General features: G+C 31.2%; 17 protein-coding genes and 1 pseudogene. 15 read left to right on the forward strand and 3 right to left on the reverse strand.

Features of this window, described 5'->3' with window-relative positions; all coding sequences use genetic code 11:
- Window positions 1-16 precede the first annotated feature (16 nt).
- The 4 genes and pseudogenes from FOC43_RS06030 (at window position 17) to cdtC (ending at window position 2,568) form a co-directional block, all read left to right on the forward strand.
- Entirely contained in the window at window positions 17-394 is a 378-nt protein-coding gene (locus tag FOC43_RS06030) for an MFS transporter (RefSeq protein ID WP_004284785.1), read from the forward strand.
- Window positions 382-1,159: pseudogene (gene cdtA, locus FOC43_RS06035) on the forward strand (cytolethal distending toxin subunit Cc-CdtA). The gene FOC43_RS06030 and the pseudogene cdtA overlap by 13 nt, the downstream one beginning before the upstream one ends.
- A gap of 24 nt (window positions 1,160-1,183) precedes the next feature.
- Entirely contained in the window at window positions 1,184-1,987 is an 804-nt protein-coding gene (cdtB, locus tag FOC43_RS06040; RefSeq protein ID WP_002788033.1) for a cytolethal distending toxin nuclease subunit Cc-CdtB, read from the forward strand.
- A gap of 17 nt (window positions 1,988-2,004) precedes the next feature.
- Window positions 2,005-2,568 carry a cytolethal distending toxin subunit Cc-CdtC gene (gene cdtC, locus FOC43_RS06045; protein ID WP_032685037.1) on the forward strand — a complete coding sequence of 188 codons (564 nt, stop codon included), beginning with the start codon at window positions 2,005-2,007 and terminating at the stop codon, window positions 2,566-2,568.
- Window positions 2,569-2,621: 53 nt separating this feature from the next.
- Here the strand turns inward: cdtC and zupT are convergent, their stop codons facing one another.
- The gene (zupT, locus tag FOC43_RS06050) at window positions 2,622-3,497 is read right to left on the reverse strand and encodes a zinc transporter ZupT (RefSeq protein ID WP_004284782.1); all 876 of its coding nucleotides are present in this window, start codon (window positions 3,495-3,497) and stop codon (window positions 2,622-2,624) included.
- A 166-nt stretch (window positions 3,498-3,663) separates the two neighbouring features.
- Here zupT and FOC43_RS06055 point away from each other — a divergent pair, with 166 nt between their 5' ends.
- The 11 genes from FOC43_RS06055 (at window position 3,664) to FOC43_RS06105 (ending at window position 18,329) form a co-directional block, all read left to right on the forward strand.
- Window positions 3,664-6,126, forward strand: coding sequence for a DNA methyltransferase (locus FOC43_RS06055; RefSeq protein WP_004284781.1), 2,463 nt, complete (start codon window positions 3,664-3,666; stop codon window positions 6,124-6,126).
- 1 nt (window position 6,127) lies between these two features.
- Window positions 6,128-7,615: a caspase family protein gene (locus FOC43_RS06060; protein ID WP_004284780.1), complete on the forward strand. Its 1,488-nt coding sequence runs from the start codon at window positions 6,128-6,130 to the stop codon at window positions 7,613-7,615.
- 127 nt (window positions 7,616-7,742) lie between these two features.
- Window positions 7,743-10,586: a DEAD/DEAH box helicase family protein gene (locus FOC43_RS06065; protein WP_004284779.1), complete on the forward strand. Its 2,844-nt coding sequence runs from the start codon at window positions 7,743-7,745 to the stop codon at window positions 10,584-10,586.
- Window positions 10,583-11,674: a lipid-A-disaccharide synthase gene (gene lpxB / locus FOC43_RS06070; protein WP_004284777.1), complete on the forward strand. Its 1,092-nt coding sequence runs from the start codon at window positions 10,583-10,585 to the stop codon at window positions 11,672-11,674. The genes FOC43_RS06065 and lpxB overlap by 4 nt, the downstream gene beginning before the upstream one ends.
- Before the next feature lie 17 nt (window positions 11,675-11,691).
- The gene (greA, locus tag FOC43_RS06075) at window positions 11,692-12,177 is read left to right on the forward strand and encodes a transcription elongation factor GreA (protein WP_004284775.1); all 486 of its coding nucleotides are present in this window, start codon (window positions 11,692-11,694) and stop codon (window positions 12,175-12,177) included.
- Window positions 12,178-12,186: 9 nt separating this feature from the next.
- Window positions 12,187-12,945 carry a metallophosphoesterase gene (locus tag FOC43_RS06080; RefSeq protein ID WP_323321445.1) on the forward strand — a complete coding sequence of 253 codons (759 nt, stop codon included), beginning with the start codon at window positions 12,187-12,189 and terminating at the stop codon, window positions 12,943-12,945.
- Window positions 12,938-13,894: a chemotaxis protein gene (locus tag FOC43_RS06085; RefSeq protein WP_002778075.1), complete on the forward strand. Its 957-nt coding sequence runs from the start codon at window positions 12,938-12,940 to the stop codon at window positions 13,892-13,894. Before FOC43_RS06080 ends, FOC43_RS06085 begins: the two co-directional genes overlap by 8 nt.
- 3 nt (window positions 13,895-13,897) lie before the next feature.
- Entirely contained in the window at window positions 13,898-16,192 is a 2,295-nt protein-coding gene (locus FOC43_RS06090) for a hybrid sensor histidine kinase/response regulator (RefSeq protein WP_002782069.1), read from the forward strand.
- A 4-nt stretch (window positions 16,193-16,196) separates the two neighbouring features.
- A complete protein-coding gene (locus tag FOC43_RS06095; protein WP_002778071.1) occupies window positions 16,197-16,718 on the forward strand; it encodes a chemotaxis protein CheW in 522 nt (173 codons plus the stop codon).
- Window positions 16,718-17,341 (forward strand): phosphoserine phosphatase SerB, encoded by a 624-nt coding sequence (serB, locus tag FOC43_RS06100; protein WP_002778068.1) that lies wholly within the window; start codon window positions 16,718-16,720, stop codon window positions 17,339-17,341. Before FOC43_RS06095 ends, serB begins: the two co-directional genes overlap by 1 nt.
- A 1-nt stretch (window position 17,342) precedes the next feature.
- Window positions 17,343-18,329 (forward strand): transaldolase, encoded by a 987-nt coding sequence (locus FOC43_RS06105; RefSeq protein WP_002778066.1) that lies wholly within the window; start codon window positions 17,343-17,345, stop codon window positions 18,327-18,329.
- Here FOC43_RS06105 and FOC43_RS06110 read toward each other — a convergent pair.
- Both FOC43_RS06110 and carB read right to left on the reverse strand, forming a co-directional pair.
- The gene (locus FOC43_RS06110) at window positions 18,326-18,748 is read right to left on the reverse strand and encodes a Sua5/YciO/YrdC/YwlC family protein (RefSeq protein ID WP_002778064.1); all 423 of its coding nucleotides are present in this window, start codon (window positions 18,746-18,748) and stop codon (window positions 18,326-18,328) included. The two genes, FOC43_RS06105 and FOC43_RS06110, sit on opposite strands and share 4 nt — an antisense overlap.
- Window positions 18,745-22,014: a carbamoyl-phosphate synthase large subunit gene (carB, locus tag FOC43_RS06115; protein ID WP_023890702.1), complete on the reverse strand. Its 3,270-nt coding sequence runs from the start codon at window positions 22,012-22,014 to the stop codon at window positions 18,745-18,747. The genes FOC43_RS06110 and carB overlap by 4 nt, the downstream gene beginning before the upstream one ends.
- Window positions 22,015-22,050: the final 36 nt, after the last annotated feature.

The raw sequence follows: 22,050 nt of genomic DNA on the forward strand, positions 1-22,050 counted from the left end.
TTTTAAAGGCTATAGAATGCCTCCTGCTATAGGTGCTATGGTGATTATTTTCTTTATGATTATTGGATATTTTACTTCAAATAATCTTTATATGGTTACTTTCTTTGCAGCTATGGCGGGGTGTTTGGTCTATATACCACAATTTTTAGCAAGTGTACAAACTATGGAAGTCGTTCCTGCTTTTGCAGTAGGATCTTGTGTAGGACTTCGTGGTTTTATGAGTTATGTAGTCGGCACTTCACTTGGAACAAAAGCTATAGGCTGGGCTGTGGATTACTATGGTAGTTGGAATGCTGGACTTATAATGCTTCTAAGCGCTTGTATACTTTGTATACTTTGCTCTATCTTGTGTCATTTTGGTGCTAAGAAAAAAGAGGATATATGCAAAAAATAAAATTAAGCCTAATGTTTTTGATTGTAACAATCATTTTTTTCAGCTTGTTCTTCAAAAGAACAACAAATCAATCATTTAGGAAGATCTTATGGTAAATTTAACGATAACGATCCTTTAAAACTTGGTTCAAAACCTACACCCCCTGTCAAACAAAAAACACCAAGCTTGGTAGAAGGTAAAAAATTTCCCGCCATACCACTTGTCCCACCTGTAATCACTCCTAATACCTTTAAAGGAGATAATGCCGTCAAAGGTCCATTGCCAAGGCTAAAATCTCCAAACGAATTTGCTTCAAATGCTTTATACGAAAACACAGGTATGGTAAGTGATTTTGTCACTATTATGAATCCTAATGGAGCATCTTTAACAATCTGGGCTTTAAATCCTGGCAATTGGATATGGGGATATAGTTTATTTGCTAGTAGACCTTTTGGAGATGCAAGAGCTTGGCAGCTTATTGAATTTCCAAACAATACAGTAATGATTAAAAATGCAAAAACATTTACTTGCTTAAACGCCTATAGAAATGGCATCGTTCATTATCCTTGTGATCAAACAAATTTTGCGCAGTTTTGGAGACTTTATCCGATGACTAATGGAGCTTATCAAATTCAAAATTTTGCCACCCAACAATGTATACAAACACCTGTTTCAAATGTAATGGAAGAATTTAATTTGAGCTTTTATAATATTTATTTAACCGATTGTTTGAAAGAAAAAGAAAAGAATTTGGATAGACAGTGGTATATAGGCGCTCCTATTTAATTTTTTCGCTATGAAAGGAAGATAATGAAAAAAATAGTATTTTTGATTTTAAGTTTTAATGTATTATTTGCCGCTTTAGAAAATTACAACACCGGAACTTGGAATTTGCAAGGCTCATCAGCTGCAACTGAAAGCAAATGGAATGTTAGTATAAGACAACTCATAACCGGTGCAAATCCTATGGATGTTTTAGCTGTTCAAGAAGCGGGGGTTTTACCTAGTACAGCCATGATGACTCCTAGACAGGTACAACCCGTGGGCGTGGGTATTCCTATACATGAATACATATGGAATTTAGGCTCTGTATCAAGACCTAGCTCTGTTTATATATATTATTCTAGAGTGGATGTAGGAGCAAATCGTGTGAATTTAGCTATCGTTAGCAGAGTGCAAGCGGATGAAGTTTTTGTTTTACCCCCTCCAACAGTTGCTTCAAGACCTATTATAGGCATACGCATAGGCAATGATGCTTTTTTCAATATACACACTCTAGCAAGTGGGGGAAATGACGCAGGAGCCATTGTCGCTGCTGTGGATATGTTTTTTAGAAATAGACCTGATATTAATTGGATGATTTTAGGCGATTTTAATAGAGAATCAGGCGCCTTAGTAACCTTGCTAGATCCTGACTTAAGAGCGCGCACTCGCGTAGTTGTTCCGCCTTCTTCTACGCAAACAAGTGGAAGAACGATTGATTATGCTATCACTGGAAATTCCAACACTGCAGCTTTATACAACCCACCACCGATAGTTGCGATTTTAGCTTTAGCAGGATTAAGAACCTTTTTGGCTTCAGATCATTTTCCTGTAAATTTTAGAAGACCTTAGGAGCTTAATATGAAAAAATTTTTATTTTATTTTTTGCCCTTTTGAGCTTTTTGAAAGCAGAGCCTAGCTTGGATGAATTAGCAGACTTTACTCCTATGTTTGCTATAAGATCTTTAGAAACAGGAATTTCTTTAAGTCCTTTTAGAAAAACTTCAAAAAGGTTAGAAGATCAAAATTGGTTTTTAAAAGAGATTGTAGCAAATGATGAGCTAAAAGCTAGGGATATGCACGCAAAAGATTTGCCTTTTGGCTATGTTCAGTTTATAAGCCCTAGGGGCGATGATATATGCCTAGCTGTTTTAAGTGAAAAAAGTTTTGGCACCAAATCTTGCAAACAAGATTTGCAAGATGGAACAATGCAGACTATTTTTTCTATCATACCAATGACAAATGGTTCTATACAAATTAGATCTTTAACCAATGGTGGCAATCAATGCATGAGCACTTTTCCTGACTCTAGTATCGCCATAGAAAATCGCTTTGGTTTAGGAGAATACCTTTTGGATCGTTCTATCGTAACTGTATTAAGCAAACTTTTCTTTTTCTCCCCTGCTATAATCGAAGCAAGCGCAATTTACTAACACTTTTCTAACAAAACCAAGCTTTCATGGCTTGGTTTATAACTTGATTTAACTCAAGGATTTAATAAAATCAAACTCACTGCCATTACAGCCATTCCTAAAACAAGCCCATAAAGACTATCGTGGGCTTTATCATAAGTTTTTGCTGCAGGCAATAACTCATCAAAAGAGATAAACACCATGATCCCAGCCACTACAGCAAAGGTGATAGCTAAAGTAAGCTCATTCATGATAGGCAAGATCAAAAACGCTCCCACGATAGCTCCTACAGGCTCGGCTATACCCGAAAGTGCAGAGTAAATAAAGGCTTTTTTCTTATCTTTTGTAGCATGATAAATCGGTAAAGAAACTGCCATTCCTTCAGGGATATTGTGTATAGCCACAGCTACGGCGATAGCCACACCAAAACTAAGATTATCAAGGCTTGAGATAAAAGTCGCAAAACCCTCAGGAAAATTATGTATCGCTATGGCAAGCGCAGTAAATATACCCGTTCTTTTCAATGCCTTTACATTGATTTTTTTTAAAGGCTCACCTGCATGAAAAGCGGGTGCTTTTTCATTTTTTTGAGGCAAAGGGCAAATCTTAAGCTCGCTTAGATCTTCTTTAGGATCGTGAGGATTGACATCTTCAGGGATGAATTTATCAATAATGGCTGATAAAAAAATTCCACCAAAAAAACATAAAAGCGCTAAAAGCTCTCCATAACCTGAATGATAATATTTTTTAAAATCCACAAAAGCAGAAGGCAAAATTTCCATAAAAGAGATATATATCATCACTCCGGCAGAAAAACCAAGGCCAAAAGAAAGAATTCTAAGATTGTCATTTCTACTAAAAAATGCTATCACAGAACCAATAGCGGTTGAAAGTCCGGCAAGGATGGTCAAAGCCATCGCTACTAAAATTTGATCTAATGTAAATTCCATAAAAACATTATAGCAAAAAATAATTAAATAAATTTTATCTAATGATAATTTTTATCAAAAATATTTAATTTAAAAAATAAAAATTACCAACTATATAGAAATTTTATCTTTGATTTTTAAAGTAAAAAGAGCTATTATTTCAATGTATAAATTTATAAGGTAAAGCATGGATTATAAAAAAGCATTTTATTTAAAGTTGGAGGATTGTTATTTAGGTGCGAAAATCAAAAACTCGCAAAATCAAGCAAAAAATGGTTTTACAAATTTACTTGCTATAAAAGAAAAATATTTTCAAAAAATCAAAGACTATCTAAACACACGAAAGCTTTATACAGATACTTATAATAAACTTTATAATTTTTTTAGCACTTATTTAAATGAAACAGGAACGCCATTTTTTTATGATACACCTATGTATAAAAATATTTATGCAAGGGTATATTCAAACTCAAAAGACACAAATCTTTTTTATAAAACACAAAATTTATACTATGTAAAATCAGATACTATTTATAACCCTTTAAGCTTGCAAAGTGAAGATAAAAAATACACTTTAAATTTTCTTACCGATGAGTATGAGCAAAATGCTGATAATAATAAAAGTAAAATCAATTTTTATTTACAAAATATACAAGATGATAATATAAACATAAAAGTGATAAATTTTAAAAATCATGATGGCACAAATGTTTTTAAACAAAACTCAAGTGAATTTAGCGATGTTTTTTTAAAGACTTTAAAAAATGCACAAATAAACATAAAAGAAGAAGAGCTAAAAAAGCTTTTTAAAACTTATAAAAAACAAAATGAAGTAGATTTTTTCATACATAAAAATGCGAAAGATTTTTTAAAAGAACAATTTAATTTGTGGTTGTTTTCTTATGTAAATGATGGTGTTACCGAATGGACTCAAGAAAAGATAGATGAGATCAAAACTTTAAAACAAATCGCTTTTGATATTATTGACTTGATAGCTGACTTCGAAAATGAGTTAAAAGCTATATGGCTAAAGCCAAAATTTGCTAAAAATGTTCACTATGTATTTAGCTTAGATACTATTAAATCACACTCAAACAATGCCGATGAAATTTTAAAATCCATCTACAAAGATGTAAATTTTAATGAGCAAATCGCAGAATGGAAAGAATTAAATTTCATAAATGATGAATTTGATGCAAATGCTATAAACGATGAAAAATACAAATTTTTGCCATTTGATACAAAGTATTTAAGCGAAGAAAACTACTATAAACTTTTAAGTTCATTTGAGAATTTAGATGAAATTTTAAACGGAGAACTTGTAAAAGCAGATAATTTTCAAGCGCTAAATTCTCTAATGCCAAAATATCAAGGCAAAATAGATCTAATCTACATAGATCCACCATTTAACACAGGAAGTGACTTTGACTACAAAGATAAATTTCAAGATAGCACTTGGCTTTCTTTAATGCACAATCGCTTAGAGTTAGCAAAGGAATTTTTAAGCGATAAAGGAAGTTTTTATTTGCATTTGGATGAAAATGCTGATTATTTTGGGAGAATTTTATTGAACGAATTTTTTGGAGAAATGGAGTGTAAAAAAATTACATTTGATACAAATGCTACCAAAGATGAAGAAGCTGATTTATTTGGATATAAAAGCTTTGGTAATAATTTTGTCTTAAAAAGCTCGACTATTCTTTTTTTAAAAAAAACAAATAGCATTTTCAATAAACTGTGGAAGCCAAATAGAAATTCTTCTTTATTAAATTTAGGGCAGCTTGATTTAATAGGAATTTCTACAATTGAAACACCTAAAAAAATAACAGATTACGAATATTATGTTCAAAAATGGAAAAATGGTAAATTATATCATGAAAAGATTGACATTAAAGATGAAAAAATATATCCATTGGGTGATATTTGGAATGATTTGTATTCTTTTACTCAATCTGAAATGAGAGTTAGTGAAAATATATCTTTTTATAGTTCACAAAAACCGGAAAATATGCTAAGAAGAATAATACAGTCTAGCTCTGAAGAAAATAGTGTTGTAATGGATTTTTTTGTAGGCAGTGGAACTACTTTGGCTGTATCTCATAAATTAAATAGAAAATACATTGGTATAGAAATGGGTGAGCATTTTTATGAAAAATATTTAACAATTAACAAAGATACCAAGAAATATGAATATAGGTTGGGTTTGCTTGGAAGAATGAAGAATGTTATAGCTGGAGATATCGAATTTTGTGCTATAGATAAAAAAAGAAGATCATCTCTTTCTAAAATGATAAATTTTAAAGGTGGTGGTGCTTTTAGATATTATGAACTTGAAAGCTATGAAGAAAGTTTAGAAAATTGTGAGTATAAGCTTGATGAAAATTCACTCATAGATTATAGAAAATCACGCAAACTTATAAAAGCACTCAAAAAAGATGAAAATATATACCTTGATATGAAAGCTTATGGTAAAGAATTTGATATATTTTTAACGATGTCCAATCTTTTAGGACTTAAAATCAAAAATATTTTTATAGACAACAACGGTATAAAATCTTGCAAATTTGAAAACGATGAGATTGTAAATTTAGAAAATATAGACTTAATTAAATATCCAAAACTAAAAAATCTAATTTGGTGGGAAAAATAAAGTGAAAAATATAGCAATTCTAGTGGGAAATTCTGAATATCAAAATTTAAATAAATTACATTTTTGTAGAAAAGATATTAGTTCTATGCAAAAAATATTAAGCTTGAGTAAAAAATTTGAAATTCATACTTTTGAAAATTACCAAAGTGAACAATTAAAAAGTGGACTATCAAAAATTATTAGAGAACTTGAAAAATCCAAAATTAATGAGTTGCTATTTTATTACACTGGACACGGAGTATTTAAAGAGCAATTTTATTATTTACCAATTAATTTTACTGATAAGCAATTTGAAACAACGAGTTTATCTAATAATGAACTGGATGATATGCTTAAAAGTTTAGATACGGAAATGGTAATTAAAATAATTGATGCTTGTCAATCAGGGCAACAATATATCAAAGAACCTGACCAAATGTCTGTCAAAAAAAGTTTAACTCAACATTCTTTTAAAAAATGTTATTTTTTCTTTTCTTCTATGAATAATCAATCTTCGATGGGCGATGATAAGGGTAGTTATTTTACAAATACTATTATAGAATCAATCGTAACACATAAAACAGATTCTATTCGATACGCAGATGTTCAATCCTATATTGCCGATTATTTTAATGGTAAAAATGAACTTCAAACACCATTTTTTGTACATCAATCCAATGCAACTGAAATTTTTCTCAGTGATCTTACATCCATACAAAAATTTTTTAAAAACAATGATCTCATGGCAAATAATGGTGAAGACATTATCCAAGAAATAGAAAATGATAAAATCGATATAGTAGAAAAGTTGAAAACTTTATCTAAAAAATATATAGTTAAAGATGTAGCGCAAAAAACTATTGAATACATTTTTGATGAAAATAATATCAATAATATGTTTAATGATGATATAAAGTTAATTTATGATATAAAAATCGAAAAACACAATGATTATAATATTGATAATATCAATAAGTTGTATAATGAAATAGAAAAAAATAAAAAACATTTTTTTATTAATCTTGAATATAAACAAGAGGCTTATACTACTACAGAGTGGATTCCAAAAAAGAAAAATCCATATGATATTACAGGGCGTTTTTCTTATGATCAGTTTTTGGGTAAGAATTATGAAGAAAAAGAAGTTCAAAAATACAGAAATATAGTTAATTCTATTTGTTTAGTAGATGATATTTTGCCAATAGGTATTGTTATATCTCTTAATCCTAAAGAAGATATTGATAATATTAATAGATATTTGATAAATATTATTAATTTTCATAATAATCTTGATATTGTTTTTTATAGCAATATAATTGAATATTATAAAAACAACTGGTATGATTGGGAAAAAATAAATACTGAAGATTGGATAAAAAGTAAAGAAAGTTTTTGCGATAAAGATAAGATCTTGGAGAAAATTCAAATAATAATAAAAAACTATAATCAAAAAATTATTGATAATATTTTTAATATTTTAAAACAAGAAGATTTAAAAATTAGAGAGTAAATAGCAATTGAAATAACATCATTCTTTACACCACTTGCAAGATAAGTAATTACAAGAAATTTCAGTATGTAAAAATTCTTACATATTGAAAATGATAAAGAACAATTAAAGCTTTAAAGGAAAAATAATGGCTAAAGCAAAACAAAATACAAAAAAACATTTATTGTTAAATCAATTTATCCATGATAAATCACTAGTGCAAAAGCTTAATGAAAGTTATGATTTTAGTAATTTTTCTCAAGCTATAAATTTGCAATTTTATCAGCAAGAAGGTGTTAAAAATGCTTTAGCTATACTCTCTTTTTATATGGAAGATGAGTTAAATTCGCATAATTACAATCAAGAACGCAGAAAACTTTTAGATTTTTATCAAGATGAAGGCAAGGATTTAAAACTACAAAAAGAACATATCGCAAGAGCTTCATTTTGGATGGCTACAGGAAGTGGTAAAACTATAGTTATGATTAAACTTATAGCTTTGATACATGAATTTATTAAAAATAATCAATTACCTAAAAAACCCATTATGCTTTTAGCACCAAATGATAAGATTTTAAATCAATTCAAAGCAAATATAGCTAAATACAACAATCATCACAGCAATTTTATCAAAATAAAAGATTTAAAAGATTTTGAAAGCATAGAAAAAGAAGCTAGTTTGTTAAATGAAGCGGTGGTGTATTTTGCAAGAAGTGATTTACTTGAGAGTGAAGAAAATGTAGGCAAAGATAAAAAAGCAAAAAGATTAAACTATAAAAATTATCTTAATAAAGATGGTTGGTATATATTGTTAGATGAAGCTCATAGAGGCGATAGTAAAACATCACTAAGAAAAAACTATTATCATGAGCTTGCTAGAGGTTTTATCAAAGAAGATGAATTTCCAAAAGGCTTTGTTTTTAATTTTTCTGCTACTTTTGAAGATGAAATAGACTTTATAACTTGTGCTTATAATTATAATCTTCAAAAATTCAATCAAGAAGGATATGGTAAAAATATAGCGGTTTTAAATGAGAATTTAGATTTTAAAAGTGAAAATAACGAAGAGGCAAAAATTAAAACGATTTTAGAAAGTTTTATAATCTTTAATGCTATTGTAAAATCAAAAGAAGAATTGTTTTTAAAAAGACAAGATTTTACATATCATAATCCTTTAATCATAGCAGTTTCTGATAAAGTAAATACTCAAGATGCGGGTATAAAAGCATATTTTAAAGCAGTGCATAATGTATTAAAAAATAAAGCAGATATAGGCAACATAGCCTTAGAACTTTATGAAAAACTTCAAAATCAAAATTTACATTTTGGTATAAATACACTAAGTGATGATTTTTTAAAATATATAAAAAATGCAAATAACGATGAACTTAGAGAAAATATTTTTTATGCGAGTGCAAATGCAAATTTAGAGTGCTATAGCATTAAAGGAAATGACAAAGAATTAGCTTTTAAGAGCAAAAATTCAAACAAACCCTTTATGCTTTTAAATATTTCAAACGCAAAAGAATGGGAAAAAAACTTTTTGCTTGAACTTGGAGTAGAAAGTATAAGCGATATATCGCAAAGTCATTTTGAAAACATCAATAGCCTAGAATCCTCTATCAATATAATGTTAGGAAGCAAAGTTTTTTCAGAAGGTTGGGATAGCAATCGTGTAAATTTAATTTCTTTTATCAATATAGGCAGTGTTAATGCTAAAAAATATGTTTTACAAACCATAGGGAGAGGTGTTAGAATAGAACCTTTCTTAAATATAAGAAAGAGATTAAATGCTTTAAAAGAAACATTTAAAATCGATGAGCGATGTATAAATTTAGCATGTGGCTTAGAAACTCTTTTTGTAATGGCAAGTGACAATGAAGCCATTCAAGCCATCATAGAAGGTATAGAATACGAATTTGTAGAAAGCAAACATTTAAAAGGATTTAAAGAAACAAAATTGTCGTTTAATTTGCCTATACCAAAGTATAAAAATGAGACAAAACTAAAAAGTATTTATAAAATTTCAAAAGATGACGCAAAATCTTTAGAAGAATTGATAAAATCTTATGATGAGGATGTTTTAATTTTAGAGCAGTGTTTGTATAAAAATTTTAAATATTCTACATTGCAAGAATTCAACAAATTTATAAAAGGAAAAGAAAGTAGAATACAATTATCAGGAAATAAGGTAGAATTTAATGAAAAAACAATATTAAAAACAATCAATAGCGTGTTAAATTCTAATACTAAAGTTTTGGATAAATTTGTAAAGCTAGAGAAAGAAATAACACACCATAAAAATATACAAGCAAAGTTAGATTTTGAAACAGTTCAAAAAATTAACAAAACTATAAAAGATGTTTTAAATGCAAAAAGTGAAGATGAATTAAAAGCAGACTTTGAAAATAAAAAAATCAATTTAGATGAGCTAATGCAAGGCATAAAAGAAAATCAAAAAAGTAAAGAAATAAAAAACTATATAATTAGTGCAAAGCTTAGCAAGCATTACTACAACCCTTTAATCATTTACAATAAAAACGATAAAGAAAGCAAAATTAACTTTGCTATTTCCAATGAAAGTGAAAAAGAATTTTTAGAAGATCTAGAAAAGAATTTAAATTTGTCTTTTTTTGAACAATACGAATGGTATTTTTCTAAATTGGTAGAAAATCAAGATGAAATTTATATTCCTTATTTTGATGAAGAACAGCAAAAAGAAAGAAAATTTTACCCTGATTTTATATTTTGGCTAAAGAATAAACAAAGCGGAGAATTTGATATATATTTTATAGATCCAAAAGGTTTAAAAATAGAAGATAATCCTAGATTTAAACTAAAAGGCTTTAAAATGATATTTGAGAATAGAAATTTAACTTATGAAGATAAGAATATAAAAGTAAATTTATTTTTTTACAATAAAAATAAAAATTATGTTTCAGATGAGCTAAAAGATTTTGTTAAATCAAACATAGAGGATATTTTCAAATGAAAAATCTTTTAGTATGCGCCTTAGAGCCTTCGGCAAACCTACATTTAAAAGAAGTTTTAAAAGCCTATAAAGAAGAATTTGGCGAATTCAAAATTTATGGAATTTATGATGAAAATTTATGCAAAGAATTTGCCTTAAATTCTAAGCCACTTTATAGCTCGCATGAATTTAGTGCTATGGGTTTTGTAGAAATTTTGCCTTTGATTTTCAAAGCAAAAAAAGCGATCAAAGAATTAGTAAATCTAACTTTAAGCCAAACAATGGACGCGGTTTTATGTATCGATTCTCCCGCTTTTAATATCCCTTTTGCCAAGGCTTTAAAAAAGGCAAATTCAAAAACAAAAAGAATTTATTATATCTTGCCTCAAGTTTGGGCTTGGAAAAAAGGGCGTATTCCTGTTATAGAGAGCCATTTTGATGTTTTAGCCTCTATCTTGCCTTTTGATGAGCAATTTTTTAGTAAAAGCATATATGTAGGACATCCTCTTTTGGATGAAATCAAAGATTTTAAAAACGAAAACGATATTAAAATTTTACTTAGCAAAAACGAAAGTGAAAAGACTATAGCGTTTTTACCAGGCTCAAGACGCAGTGAAATCAAGCGTTTAATGCCTGTTTTTAGAGAATTATCACGCAAATTTGAAGGAGAAAAAATCCTTTGTGTGCCACCTTTTAATCTCGAAAGATTAGAAATTTATGGCGATGTAAAGGATTTTAAAATACAAAGCAATACACCCCAAGTGCTTAAAAAAGCTGATTTTGCTTTTATTTGTAGTGGAACTGCTACCCTAGAAGCAGCTTTGGTAGGAACTCCTTTTGTGCTTGCTTATAAAGCAAAGACTATTGATATATTTATCGCAAGACTTTTTGTAAAATTAAAACACATTGGGCTTGCAAATATTTTTTGTGATTTTGCTGGAAAAGAAGCTTTAAACCCTGAATTTTTACAAGAACAAGTCAATGTTTTAAACCTTTATGAAGCTTATAATAAATATGATTATAAGGCATTTTTTGATAAAGTGCACTTTCTAAAAGAATATTTAAAATTTGGAAGTGCGAAAAATCTCGCTAAAATATTAAATCAATAACAATTAAGGATATATAAATGCAAAAAGAACCGATGAGCCAATTTGGCTATGATAAATTAAGCGCTGAATTAAAAGATTTAAAAGACAACCAACGCCCTGCTGTTGTGATAGAAATTGATACCGCAAGAAGTCATGGTGACTTAAAAGAAAATGCAGAATACCACGCTGCAAGAGAAAAACAAACCTTGATAGAAAGTCGTATCGCAGAACTTAGCGATTTAATCGCAAGAGCACAGATAATCGATCCTTCGAGCTATGAGCACGATAGCGTTAAATTTGGATCTTCTGTGGTGATTATGGACTTAGACACCGAAAAAGAAAACAAATATACCCTAGTAGGTACTTGTGAAGGGGATTTAGATAAGGGTTATATTTCTATTGCTTCACCTATTGCAAAGGCTATGCTTGGTAAAAAAGAAGGAGATGAATTTAAAGTGCGTTTGCCAAAAGGAGAAAGCGAATTTGAAATTATCTCTATCAACTATGAACCTTTAAAATTTTAAGGATAGAAAATTTTACTACAAAATGGAGCGATTTTAATCGCAGATGCTCATGAAAATGATAAAAGAAGAGGCTTTTGGGAATTTTTACAAGCTTTAAAAAGGAGTGAAATTACCACACCTCAACTCATTTTAATGGGAGATATTTTTGACTTACTTATAGGTGAAATCTCTGCTACGCATGAATTTGCGAAACCCTATATTAAACTTCTTGAAGAACTCGCTTTAAAAATGGAAATTATTTATCTTGAAGGAAATCATGATTTTAATCTCGCTCGTTTTTTTCAAAGGGTTAAAATTTTTAATCTACAAGAACAACCCTTAAAACTTAATTTACATACAAGTAAAGGTAAAAATACCGATTTTAAAAATTCTTTTATCACTCTAGCTCATGGGGATATTTTTTTATCTCCACCTTTACAATTTGCTCTTAAAAGCTTGAGAAATCATTACTTGCTAGTATTTTTAAATTTTTTAAATCAAATAAGTTTCAATTCTATCTCAAATAAAATTCTTAAAAATCAAAATAAAAAAAATCTTTTTTATAAAATTGAAAATTTTAAAAATTTAGCCAAAGAAAGATATAAAAAATATGAAAATTTAGGCTTTTGGGTATGTGAAGGGCATTATCATCAAAATTTAATATTAGATGAAAAAGATGTTAAATATTTCAACTTAGCTAGTTTTGCATATGAGAGAAGTTTTTTTGTAGTAGAATGCTGTCAAGAAATCAAATTTCGAGAACAGAAATTGAGGGGTCAAAATGTTTGATGAAAATATCGTGAAAACGGGTTCAAATGAAATGGAGCTTGTCGATTTCCGTATCTTTAAGCAAGGACACGATAAAGTCTATGAGGGAATTTATGGGGTAAATGTCTCTAAGGTTAGAGAAATTATCAAAATTCCAAGCCTCACAGAACTTCCTGGTGTGCCTGATTATATCGAAGGAATTTTCGATCTTCGAGGCGTAGTTATACCGGTAGTAAATCTTGCTAAATGGATGCAAATCACAGAGCCAGAAAGCACTATGCTAAAACCTAGAGTTATTATCACTGAATTTAGTAATATTCTTATAGGCTTTATAGTACATGAAGCTAAAAGAATTCGCCGTATCAATTGGAAAGATATAGAACCAGCTACTTTCTCTACAGGTTCAGGTGCCTTAGATAAAGGAAAAATTACAGGTGTCACTCGTATAGAAAATGATGAAGTTCTTTTGATACTTGATTTGGAAAGTGTTGTTGAAGATTTAGGAATTTACTCTCCTAAAACCGATATAGATTTTAGTAAAATTGAAAAATTCAGCGGATCAGCACTTATTTTAGATGATAGTATGACAGCTAGAAAACGCGTTAAAGAAATGATGCAACAAATGGGCTTCCAAGTAATTGAAGCTAAAGACGGAGTTGAAGGCTTAAATAAACTTGAAGAACTCAGTCAAGTTTATGGAGAAAACTTAAGCTCTGTATTAAAAATTATCGTAAGTGATGTTGAAATGCCTCAAATGGATGGATTTCATTTTGCTGCACGCATCAAAGAAGATGCAAGATTTAAAGATATTCCTATAGTCTTTAACTCATCTTTATCTAACGAATTTATGAATGAAAAAGGTGTTCATGAAGCCGGTGGCGAAAGCTATTTGGTTAAATTTAATGCAAGTGATTTCTTCAATGAAATTGCTAAAGTCATCAAAAAACACCAATCTCAAGAACAGGGGTAAAATATGGAAGATATGCAAGAAATACTTGAAGACTTTTTGGTTGAAGCTTTTGAGCTAGTTGAGCAAATCGACCATGATTTAGTGGAGCTTGAAACAAATCCAGAAGACTTAGAATTATTAAACAGAATTTTCCGTGTAGCACACACTGTAAAAGGCTCTTCAAGCTTTTTAAATTTTGATGTTTTAACAAAATTAACACATCATATGGAAGATGTTTTAAACAAAGCAAGACATGGAGAATTAAAAATCACTCCAGATATTATGGATGTTGTTTTAGAATCCATCGATAGAATGAAAACCTTACTTAACTCTATACGCGATAACGGCAATGATACAGCTATAGGAATGGATATAGAACCAATTTGTGCAAGATTAACAGCTATATCAGAAGGAGAATCTCCAAATGGCGTTGAAAATGAAACTCCTGTAGAAGCTCCTCAAAAGGAAGAACCAGCTCCTACACCAGAACCTGAAGTAGATGTTAATCAATTAAGCGATTCTGAAGTTGAAGCCGAAATAGAAAGATTACTAAAGGCTAGGAAAGCAGAAGATCAAGCACGTCGTGCTCAGAAAAAGCAAAATACTGCAGCTTCTACAACTTCTAAACCAGCAGCAAGCACACCAAAAGCTGAAAATATGGAGAAAAAAGTTCCTGCTAGTGGAGGCGGTGGAGGCGGTATGGATCAAACCATACGCGTTGAAGTAAAAAGATTAGATCACTTAATGAATCTAATTGGGGAGCTTGTTTTAGGCAAAAACCGTTTGCTTAAAATTTACGATGATGTTGAAGAGCGTTATGAAGGAGAAAAATTCCTTGAAGAACTTAATCAGGTTGTAAGTCAATTAAGTATTATTACAACTGATGTTCAGCTTGCTGTGATGAAAACAAGAATGCAACCTATAGCAAAAGTTTTCAATAAATTCCCAAGAGTTGTTCGTGATTTAAGTCGTGAATTAGGAAAGCAAATAGAACTTGAAATTACAGGTGAAGAAACTGAACTTGATAAATCTATCGTAGAGGAAATTGGCGATCCTATCATGCATATGATTAGAAATTCATGTGATCATGGTGTTGAGGATCCAGCAACTCGTGCAGCGAATGGAAAACCTGAAAAAGGTATAGTCCAACTTAAAGCTTACAATGAAGGAAACCATATAGTTGTAGAAATTACCGATGATGGTAAGGGACTTGATGCAAATAGCCTAAAAGCTAAAGCTATAGAAAAGAATTTGATTACCGAAAGAGAAGCAGATCAAATGACAGACAAAGAAGCTTTTGCTTTGATTTTCAAGCCTGGTTTTTCAACTGCGGCTAAAGTAACAAATGTTTCAGGTCGTGGCGTAGGAATGGATGTTGTTAAAACCAACATCGAAAAACTTAATGGGGTAATTGAAATTGATAGTGAGTTAGGTAAAGGAAGTTCGTTTAAACTTAAAATTCCTCTTACCTTGGCAATCATTCAATCTTTACTTGTAGGAACTCAAGAGGAATTCTATGCAATTCCACTTGCAAGCGTTCTTGAAACAGTTAGAGTGCCAATTGATGATATTTACACTATTGAAGGCAAAAATGTATTGCGCCTTAGAGATGAAGTACTTTCTCTTGTAAGACTTTCTGATGTCTTTGGAGTTAAACAAGTGCTTGAAAGCGGTGATCAAACTTATGTCGTTGTTATAGGGGTAGCAGAAAGCAAGCTTGGTATTATAGTAGATACTCTTGTAGGACAAGAAGAAATAGTTATTAAATCTATGGGCGATTATTTACAAAACATCCAAGGTATAGCAGGTGCTACTATCCGTGGTGACGGTAGAGTAACACTTATCATAGATGTAGGCGCTATGATGGATATGGCAAAAGAAATAAAAGTTGACATCAAAGCTCAGATTGAATCAAGTGCTAAAAAACCAAAAGAAAAACCAAGTGATTACAAGGTCTTAATCGTTGATGATTCTAAAATGGATAGAACTTTAATGCAAAAAGCTTTAGAACCGCTAGGAGTTAGTCTTATTGAAGCTACCAATGGCGTTGAAGCATTAAATATTATAAAATCGGGCGATCATGATATTGATGCGATATTAATTGATATCGAGATGCCAAGAATGGATGGTTATACCTTAGCGGGTGAAATTAGAAAATATTCTAAATATCGCAATTTACCGCTCATTGCAGTTACTTCAAGAACAAGTAAAACTGACCGTTTAAGAGGTGTTGAAGTAGGTATGACGGAATACATTACCAAACCTTATTCTCCAGAATATTTGGAAAATGTGGTTAGAAAAAATTTGAAACTAGGATAAGAATATGAGTAATGAAAAATTAGAGCAAATATTGCAAAAACAGCAAACTCAGATAGCTGGTCCTGTTGGTGATCAAAAAGAAGATGATATCATACAACTTGTAGGTTTTGTCGTAGGAGATGAGGAATATGCTATTCCAATTCTTAACATACAAGAAATCATCAAACCTATAGAATATACAAGGGTTCCAAGCGTTCCTGATTATGTTTTGGGTGTATTTAATATGCGTGGAAATGTTATGCCATTAATTGATTTGGCACAGCGTTTTAATCTAGGAAGTTCTAAAATGACTCCTCAAACTCGTTATATTGTTTTAAGAGGCGAATCCAATGGAAGTGGTGTTGGAGGAAATGCGGGCTTTGTAATAGATAGACTAACCGAGGCTATCAAAATTCATAGAAACCGTATCGATCCGCCACCTGAAACTTTGGTAAAAGATAAGGGTATGATCTATGGTATAGGCAAAAGAGATGAAAATATCCTTACCATACTTAAAGTTGAAGCCTTACTTAAGCGTGAATTTTAATGATAAAACTTTGTGTTTTTGATTTTGATTCCACTTTGATGGATGGAGAAACTATTGATATATTAGCTAAGGCTTACGACAAAGAAAAAGAAGTGGTGGATATCACTCATCGCGCTATGGCGGGTGAACTTGATTTTTTTGAAAGTCTGCAAGAGCGTGTCAGTTTTCTAAAGGGAATGCCTTATGATCTTGTTCTTAAAATAGGACAAGATCTTCCATTGATGAATGGAGCTTATGAGCTTATTGAATTTTTAAATTCTAAAAATATTTTTGTTGTTATTTTTAGTGGGGGTTTTCATGAAGGTATTGATCCTGCTATGAAAAAACTAAAAGTAAATTTAGGCTTTGCAAATTATCTACATCATAAAAATAATACTTTATCAGGACTAGTGGGCGGAGAAATGATGTTTTCAAATTCAAAGGGTTTAATGCTGCAACGCCTCAAGAACTTTTTAAATTTGCAAACTCATGAAGTCATGTGTGTGGGCGATGGAGCAAACGATATCGCTATGTTTAATGAAAGCGGTTTAAAAGTCGCATTTTGTGCTAAAGAAATTTTGCGATCAAAAGCAGATATTTGCGTAGACAATAAAGACTTGAAAGAAATAATAAAGGTAATATAAGATGAAAAAATTTTCTCTTTGGTGTGATTTTATAGAAAATAGTTTTTTAGATGATGATTTTTTAAATTTACTATCTCGCGGTGTCAATGGAGCAACTTCAAATCCCGCTATTTTTAAAAATGCTATTTTAAATTCGCCTATCTACAAAGAAAAAATAGCCAAATTAAAAGGAAAAAAGGCAAAAGAAATTTATGAAGAACTTGCTATTGCTGACATACAAAAAGCAGCAGACAAGCTTGCTCCTTTATATCACACGGGAAATGATGGTTTTATAAGTCTTGAAATCGATCCGAGATTTTATGATAATACAAGCTTAAGTTTGGGCGAAGCAAAAAAACTTTATAGTGCCATTGGTAAAGACAATGTGATGATTAAAGTTCCAGCAACCAATGCTTCTTATGAAGTAATGTATGAATTGATGAAAAATGGCATCAGCGTAAATGCTACTTTAATTTTTTCTTTAGAGCAAAGCCAAAAATGCTTTGAAGCTTTAAATGCAGGTTTGATTGAATTTAGAAAAAACAATATAGCCTTGCAAGGAAAAAATACTCACTTAAGAACTCCGCAAGCTGTTATAAGCATCTTTGTAAGTCGTTTTGATAGACTTTTAAATTCTAAAGCAAAAGAACAAAATCGTATAGGAATTTTAAATGCAAATTTAGCCTATAATAATATCATCTCCAAAAACGAACCTAATATCCGAGCTTTATTTGCAAGCACGGGTGTAAAAGGCGATGATTTACCAAAAGATTATTATATCAAAGAACTTCTTTTTGAAAATAGCATAAATACTGCCCCACTAGATGCTATCAATGCATTTAAAACCGAAATTGAATTTAAAAAACCTTTAATGAATTTTGAAATTTACACACAACTTAATGCTATTATTTCACAAAATGAAAGAGAAAAAGCTTGTGATGAATTACTAAAAGATGGTTTAGAGCAATTTTGCATAGCTTTTGAAGAAATTTTACAAGCACTAAACTAACGAATTTTTTTAAGCTTCTTACGATGAAGTTTTATTATTTTTGATGGGGTATTTTCAACAAATATCTCATCAACCACAACATCTGCGACACTTCTAGCCCAAAGCTCATCAAATTTTTGTCCGTGCTTGTTTGCAGAACTTGAATAAAAACAACCCATTTTTTCTAAGAATTGTGCGTGTTTGCAATCTTTGACAATTCTTACTGCTTGATTGTTTGGATAAATAAAAGTTGTTTTTTTGGCACGACGCACCCAGTTTTTAAATTGATTTGGAACTCTTACGATTTTTTTTAACTCGTCAAATTTTGCAGAAGTGATCAAGCAGGGCTGATCTTTAGCCCTGCCTTTTAAAGCATTGATTTCTTCTAAATTTTTACTTAAAAATCCTGCTGTAGTATCTGTTTGCGCTAGATAAATCAAGCTTTTAAATACTCCTGCAGGCTTTTAACTTCTAAATAACTTTGATTTTGTATCGCTTTAATCGATTTTGCACCCGCAAGAGCTGAACGCAAATTTGTAAAATAAGGGATTTTAAAACGGATAATATTTTCACGAATTTTTTTCGTATCCCCTGCAAAAGTATGACTATCACTTGTATTTATCACTAGCTGAATTTCTCCATTTTTCAGCTTGTCTTCCACATTTGGACGCCCTTCTGAAATTTTATGTACAAGCTCACACTCAAAACCAGTTTCTACAATTTCTTTACAAGTTCCACTTGTAGCCATTAGTTTAAAACCTAATTTAGAGTATTCACTCGCAAGTTTTTTAGCATACTTTTTATCTTTTTCTTTTAAAGAAATGAAAACCACTCCACTTTCTGGCAAATGATTAAAAGATGAAATTTGACTTTTCGCGTAAGAATTGGCAAAATCCTTACTTATGCCCATAACCTCACCTGTTGATCTCATCTCAGGTCCTAGCTCTAAATCACTTCCACTAAGCTTAGCAAAAGGAAATACCGCTTCTTTTACGCTGATATATTTTGAAGGCTTAGGACGCAAAATCGCATTATCAAAATTCACCACACCAAAAGCATCATAAAATTTTAAAGCTTCTTTTAAATTCCCCTGCCACATTACGCGTGTTGCAACTTTTGCCAAAGGTATACCTGTAGCTTTGCTTACAAAAGGTACGGTACGACTTGCTCTAGGATTTACTTCTATCATATAAAGTTCGTTATTGTAAATTGCAAATTGTATATTTAAAAGTCCTACAACGCCTAAATTTAAAGCAATATCTGCGGTTTTTTGTACGATTTGTTCTTGCATTTTTTCATCAATATTGCAAGGTGGCAAAGAACATGCGCTATCACCTGAATGAATTCCTGCTTCTTCAATATGCTCCATAATTCCTGCTACATAAACATCTTTACCATCACTGATAGCATCAACATCGATTTCAGTCGCATTATCTAAATACTGATCGATCAAAACAGGACTTTTATCGCTTACATCCACAGCTTCTTGCATATAAAGTCTAAGTTCACTCTCATCAGTAACCACACGCATAGCTCTTCCGCCTAAAACATAACTTGGTCTTACAAGTACAGGATAACCTATCTCGCTCGCTTTTAAAACCGCTTCTTCTACGCTTGTAGCGGTAGAATTTTTAGGTTGATTGATACCAAGTTTTGTAATAAATTCAGCAAATTTCTTTCTATCTTCTGCCATATCGATCACTCTTGCGCTTGTGCCTATGATTTTAGCCCCAAAAGCACTCAAGCGTTTAGCAAATTTAAGCGGAGTTTGACCACCAAAATGCACTATAACTCCATCTGGCTTTTCGCGTTCAATTACACCACGCAAATGCTCAAAATCAATAGGTTCAAAATACAAAATATCACTCGTATCATAATCTGTAGAAACGGTTTCTGGATTGCAATTATACATAATAGTTTTTACGCCTAAATCCTTTAATGCAAAAGAAGCATGCACACAAGCATAGTCAAATTCTATCCCTTGTCCTATACGATTTGGCCCCCCGCCTATAATCATCACTTTTTTTTCTTTTTTATCTCTTGCTTCATTTTTGCTTTGAGTAAGTTCACTTACATTGATACTAGAATAAAGATAAGGAGTTAAAGCTTCAAATTCCCCTGCACAAGTATCTACTTCGCCAAATTCTGCTATGATTTTTTGCTTCATTCTTGCATAATAGATATCATTTTGACTTAATTCTAAATTATCTTTTAGATTCACAAGTAAGGCGATCATCTTGTCTGAAAAACCCATAGTTTTTGCTTTTCTTAAAAGGGTTTTGTTATGCAAGATATCCATATCAATTTGCTCTTCAAAATCTACGATTTCTTTAATTTGGGATAAAAACCAAGGATCAATTTTACAAAGCTCATAAAGCTCTTTTACATCAAAACCCTCTCTAAAAGCTTGCGCTACATAAAGCAAACGCTTTTCGTTAGCGTTGCGAATTTTAAAGATAAGATCGTTTTTATCTTCAAATTTCACTCTATCAAAACCACTTAAATTTCTTTCCAAAGAACAAAGTGCTTTTTGTATACTTTCTTTAAAAGTTCGGCCAATCGCCATTACCTCACCCACGCTTTTCATCGCTGTGCCTAAAGTTGTATTGGCTCCTGGGAATTTCTCAAAAGTAAAACGAGGAATTTTTGTAACAATATAATCAATCACAGGTTCAAAACTAGCAGGAGTACCGGTAATATCATTTTTTATCTCATCTAAGCTAAATCCAATCGCCAAAAGTGTTGCAACCTTTGCTATAGGATAACCCGTTGCTTTAGAAGCTAGGGCGCTTGATCTTGAAACCCTTGGATTCATTTCAATAACTATCATTCTACCATTTGTTGGATTGACAGCAAATTGCACATTTGATCCGCCCGTATCGACGCCTATTTCACGCAAAATGGCAAAAGAGGCATTACGCATAACTTGGTATTCTTTATCAGTTAAAGTAAGAGCAGGTGCAACCGTGATACTATCTCCTGTATGCACTCCCATAGGATCAAGATTTTCTATACTACACACGATAATGCAATTATCATTTTTATCGCGGATAACCTCCATTTCATACTCTTTCCATCCAAGCAAACTTTCTTCGATAAGAATTTCATGGATTGGCGAAAGTGCTAAGGCAGTATTAGCGAGTTCTTTAAATTCATCCATATTATAAACCACACCGCTTCCCGTACCACCTAAGGTATAAGAAGCACGGATCATTAAAGGAAAGCCGATTTCATCTACAGCTTTTAAAGCTTCATCATAATTATACGCGTACATAGATTTTGACAAATCCATGCCGATTTTTTTCATACATTCTTTAAAAACTTGACGATCTTCGCCTTTTTTAATCGCTTCAGGGTTTGCACCCAAAAACTTCACATCACCTAAAAGTCCGCTTTCATAAACTTCCATAGCTACATTTAGAGCCACTTGTCCACCCATGGTTGGCAAAATGGCATCGATTTTCTCTTTTTTAATAATACTTAAAATACTTTCCTTGGTTACAGGCTCTATATAAGTAGCATCAGCAAATTCAGGATCAGTCATAATAGTCGCTGGGTTAGAATTGATTAAAACTACGCGATACCCTTGTTCTTTTAAAGTTTTTGCTGCTTGAGTTCCTGAATAATCAAATTCACAAGCTTGACCTATAACGATAGGACCACTTCCTATAAGTAAAATATTTTTAATATCTGTTCGTTTTGGCATGAATTTTCCTAAGAGCATAAATTTGGGCTGATTATA

Origin of the sequence: Campylobacter coli (genome assembly GCF_009730395.1) — a bacterium.
Lineage (GTDB): Bacteria > Campylobacterota > Campylobacteria > Campylobacterales > Campylobacteraceae > Campylobacter_D > Campylobacter_D coli.

Bases quoted from the DNA above. Each gene is read 5' to 3' on its own strand.
- greA (WP_004284775.1), top strand. From the start codon at position 11,692: ATGCAAAAAGAACCGATGAGCCAATTTGGCTATGATAAATTAAGCGCT.
- zupT (WP_004284782.1), bottom strand. From the start codon at position 3,497: ATGGAATTTACATTAGATCAAATTTTAGTAGCGATGGCTTTGACCATC.
- cdtB (WP_002788033.1), top strand. From the start codon at position 1,184: ATGAAAAAAATAGTATTTTTGATTTTAAGTTTTAATGTATTATTTGCC.
- FOC43_RS06065 (WP_004284779.1), top strand. From the start codon at position 7,743: ATGGCTAAAGCAAAACAAAATACAAAAAAACATTTATTGTTAAATCAA.
- carB (WP_023890702.1), bottom strand. From the start codon at position 22,014: ATGCCAAAACGAACAGATATTAAAAATATTTTACTTATAGGAAGTGGT.
- FOC43_RS06095 (WP_002778071.1), top strand. From the start codon at position 16,197: ATGAGTAATGAAAAATTAGAGCAAATATTGCAAAAACAGCAAACTCAG.
- FOC43_RS06090 (WP_002782069.1), top strand. From the start codon at position 13,898: ATGGAAGATATGCAAGAAATACTTGAAGACTTTTTGGTTGAAGCTTTT.
- FOC43_RS06030 (WP_004284785.1), top strand. From the start codon at position 17: ATGCCTCCTGCTATAGGTGCTATGGTGATTATTTTCTTTATGATTATT.
- FOC43_RS06105 (WP_002778066.1), top strand. From the start codon at position 17,343: ATGAAAAAATTTTCTCTTTGGTGTGATTTTATAGAAAATAGTTTTTTA.
- FOC43_RS06055 (WP_004284781.1), top strand. From the start codon at position 3,664: ATGGATTATAAAAAAGCATTTTATTTAAAGTTGGAGGATTGTTATTTA.
- serB (WP_002778068.1), top strand. From the start codon at position 16,718: ATGATAAAACTTTGTGTTTTTGATTTTGATTCCACTTTGATGGATGGA.
- lpxB (WP_004284777.1), top strand. From the start codon at position 10,583: ATGAAAAATCTTTTAGTATGCGCCTTAGAGCCTTCGGCAAACCTACAT.
- FOC43_RS06085 (WP_002778075.1), top strand. From the start codon at position 12,938: ATGTTTGATGAAAATATCGTGAAAACGGGTTCAAATGAAATGGAGCTT.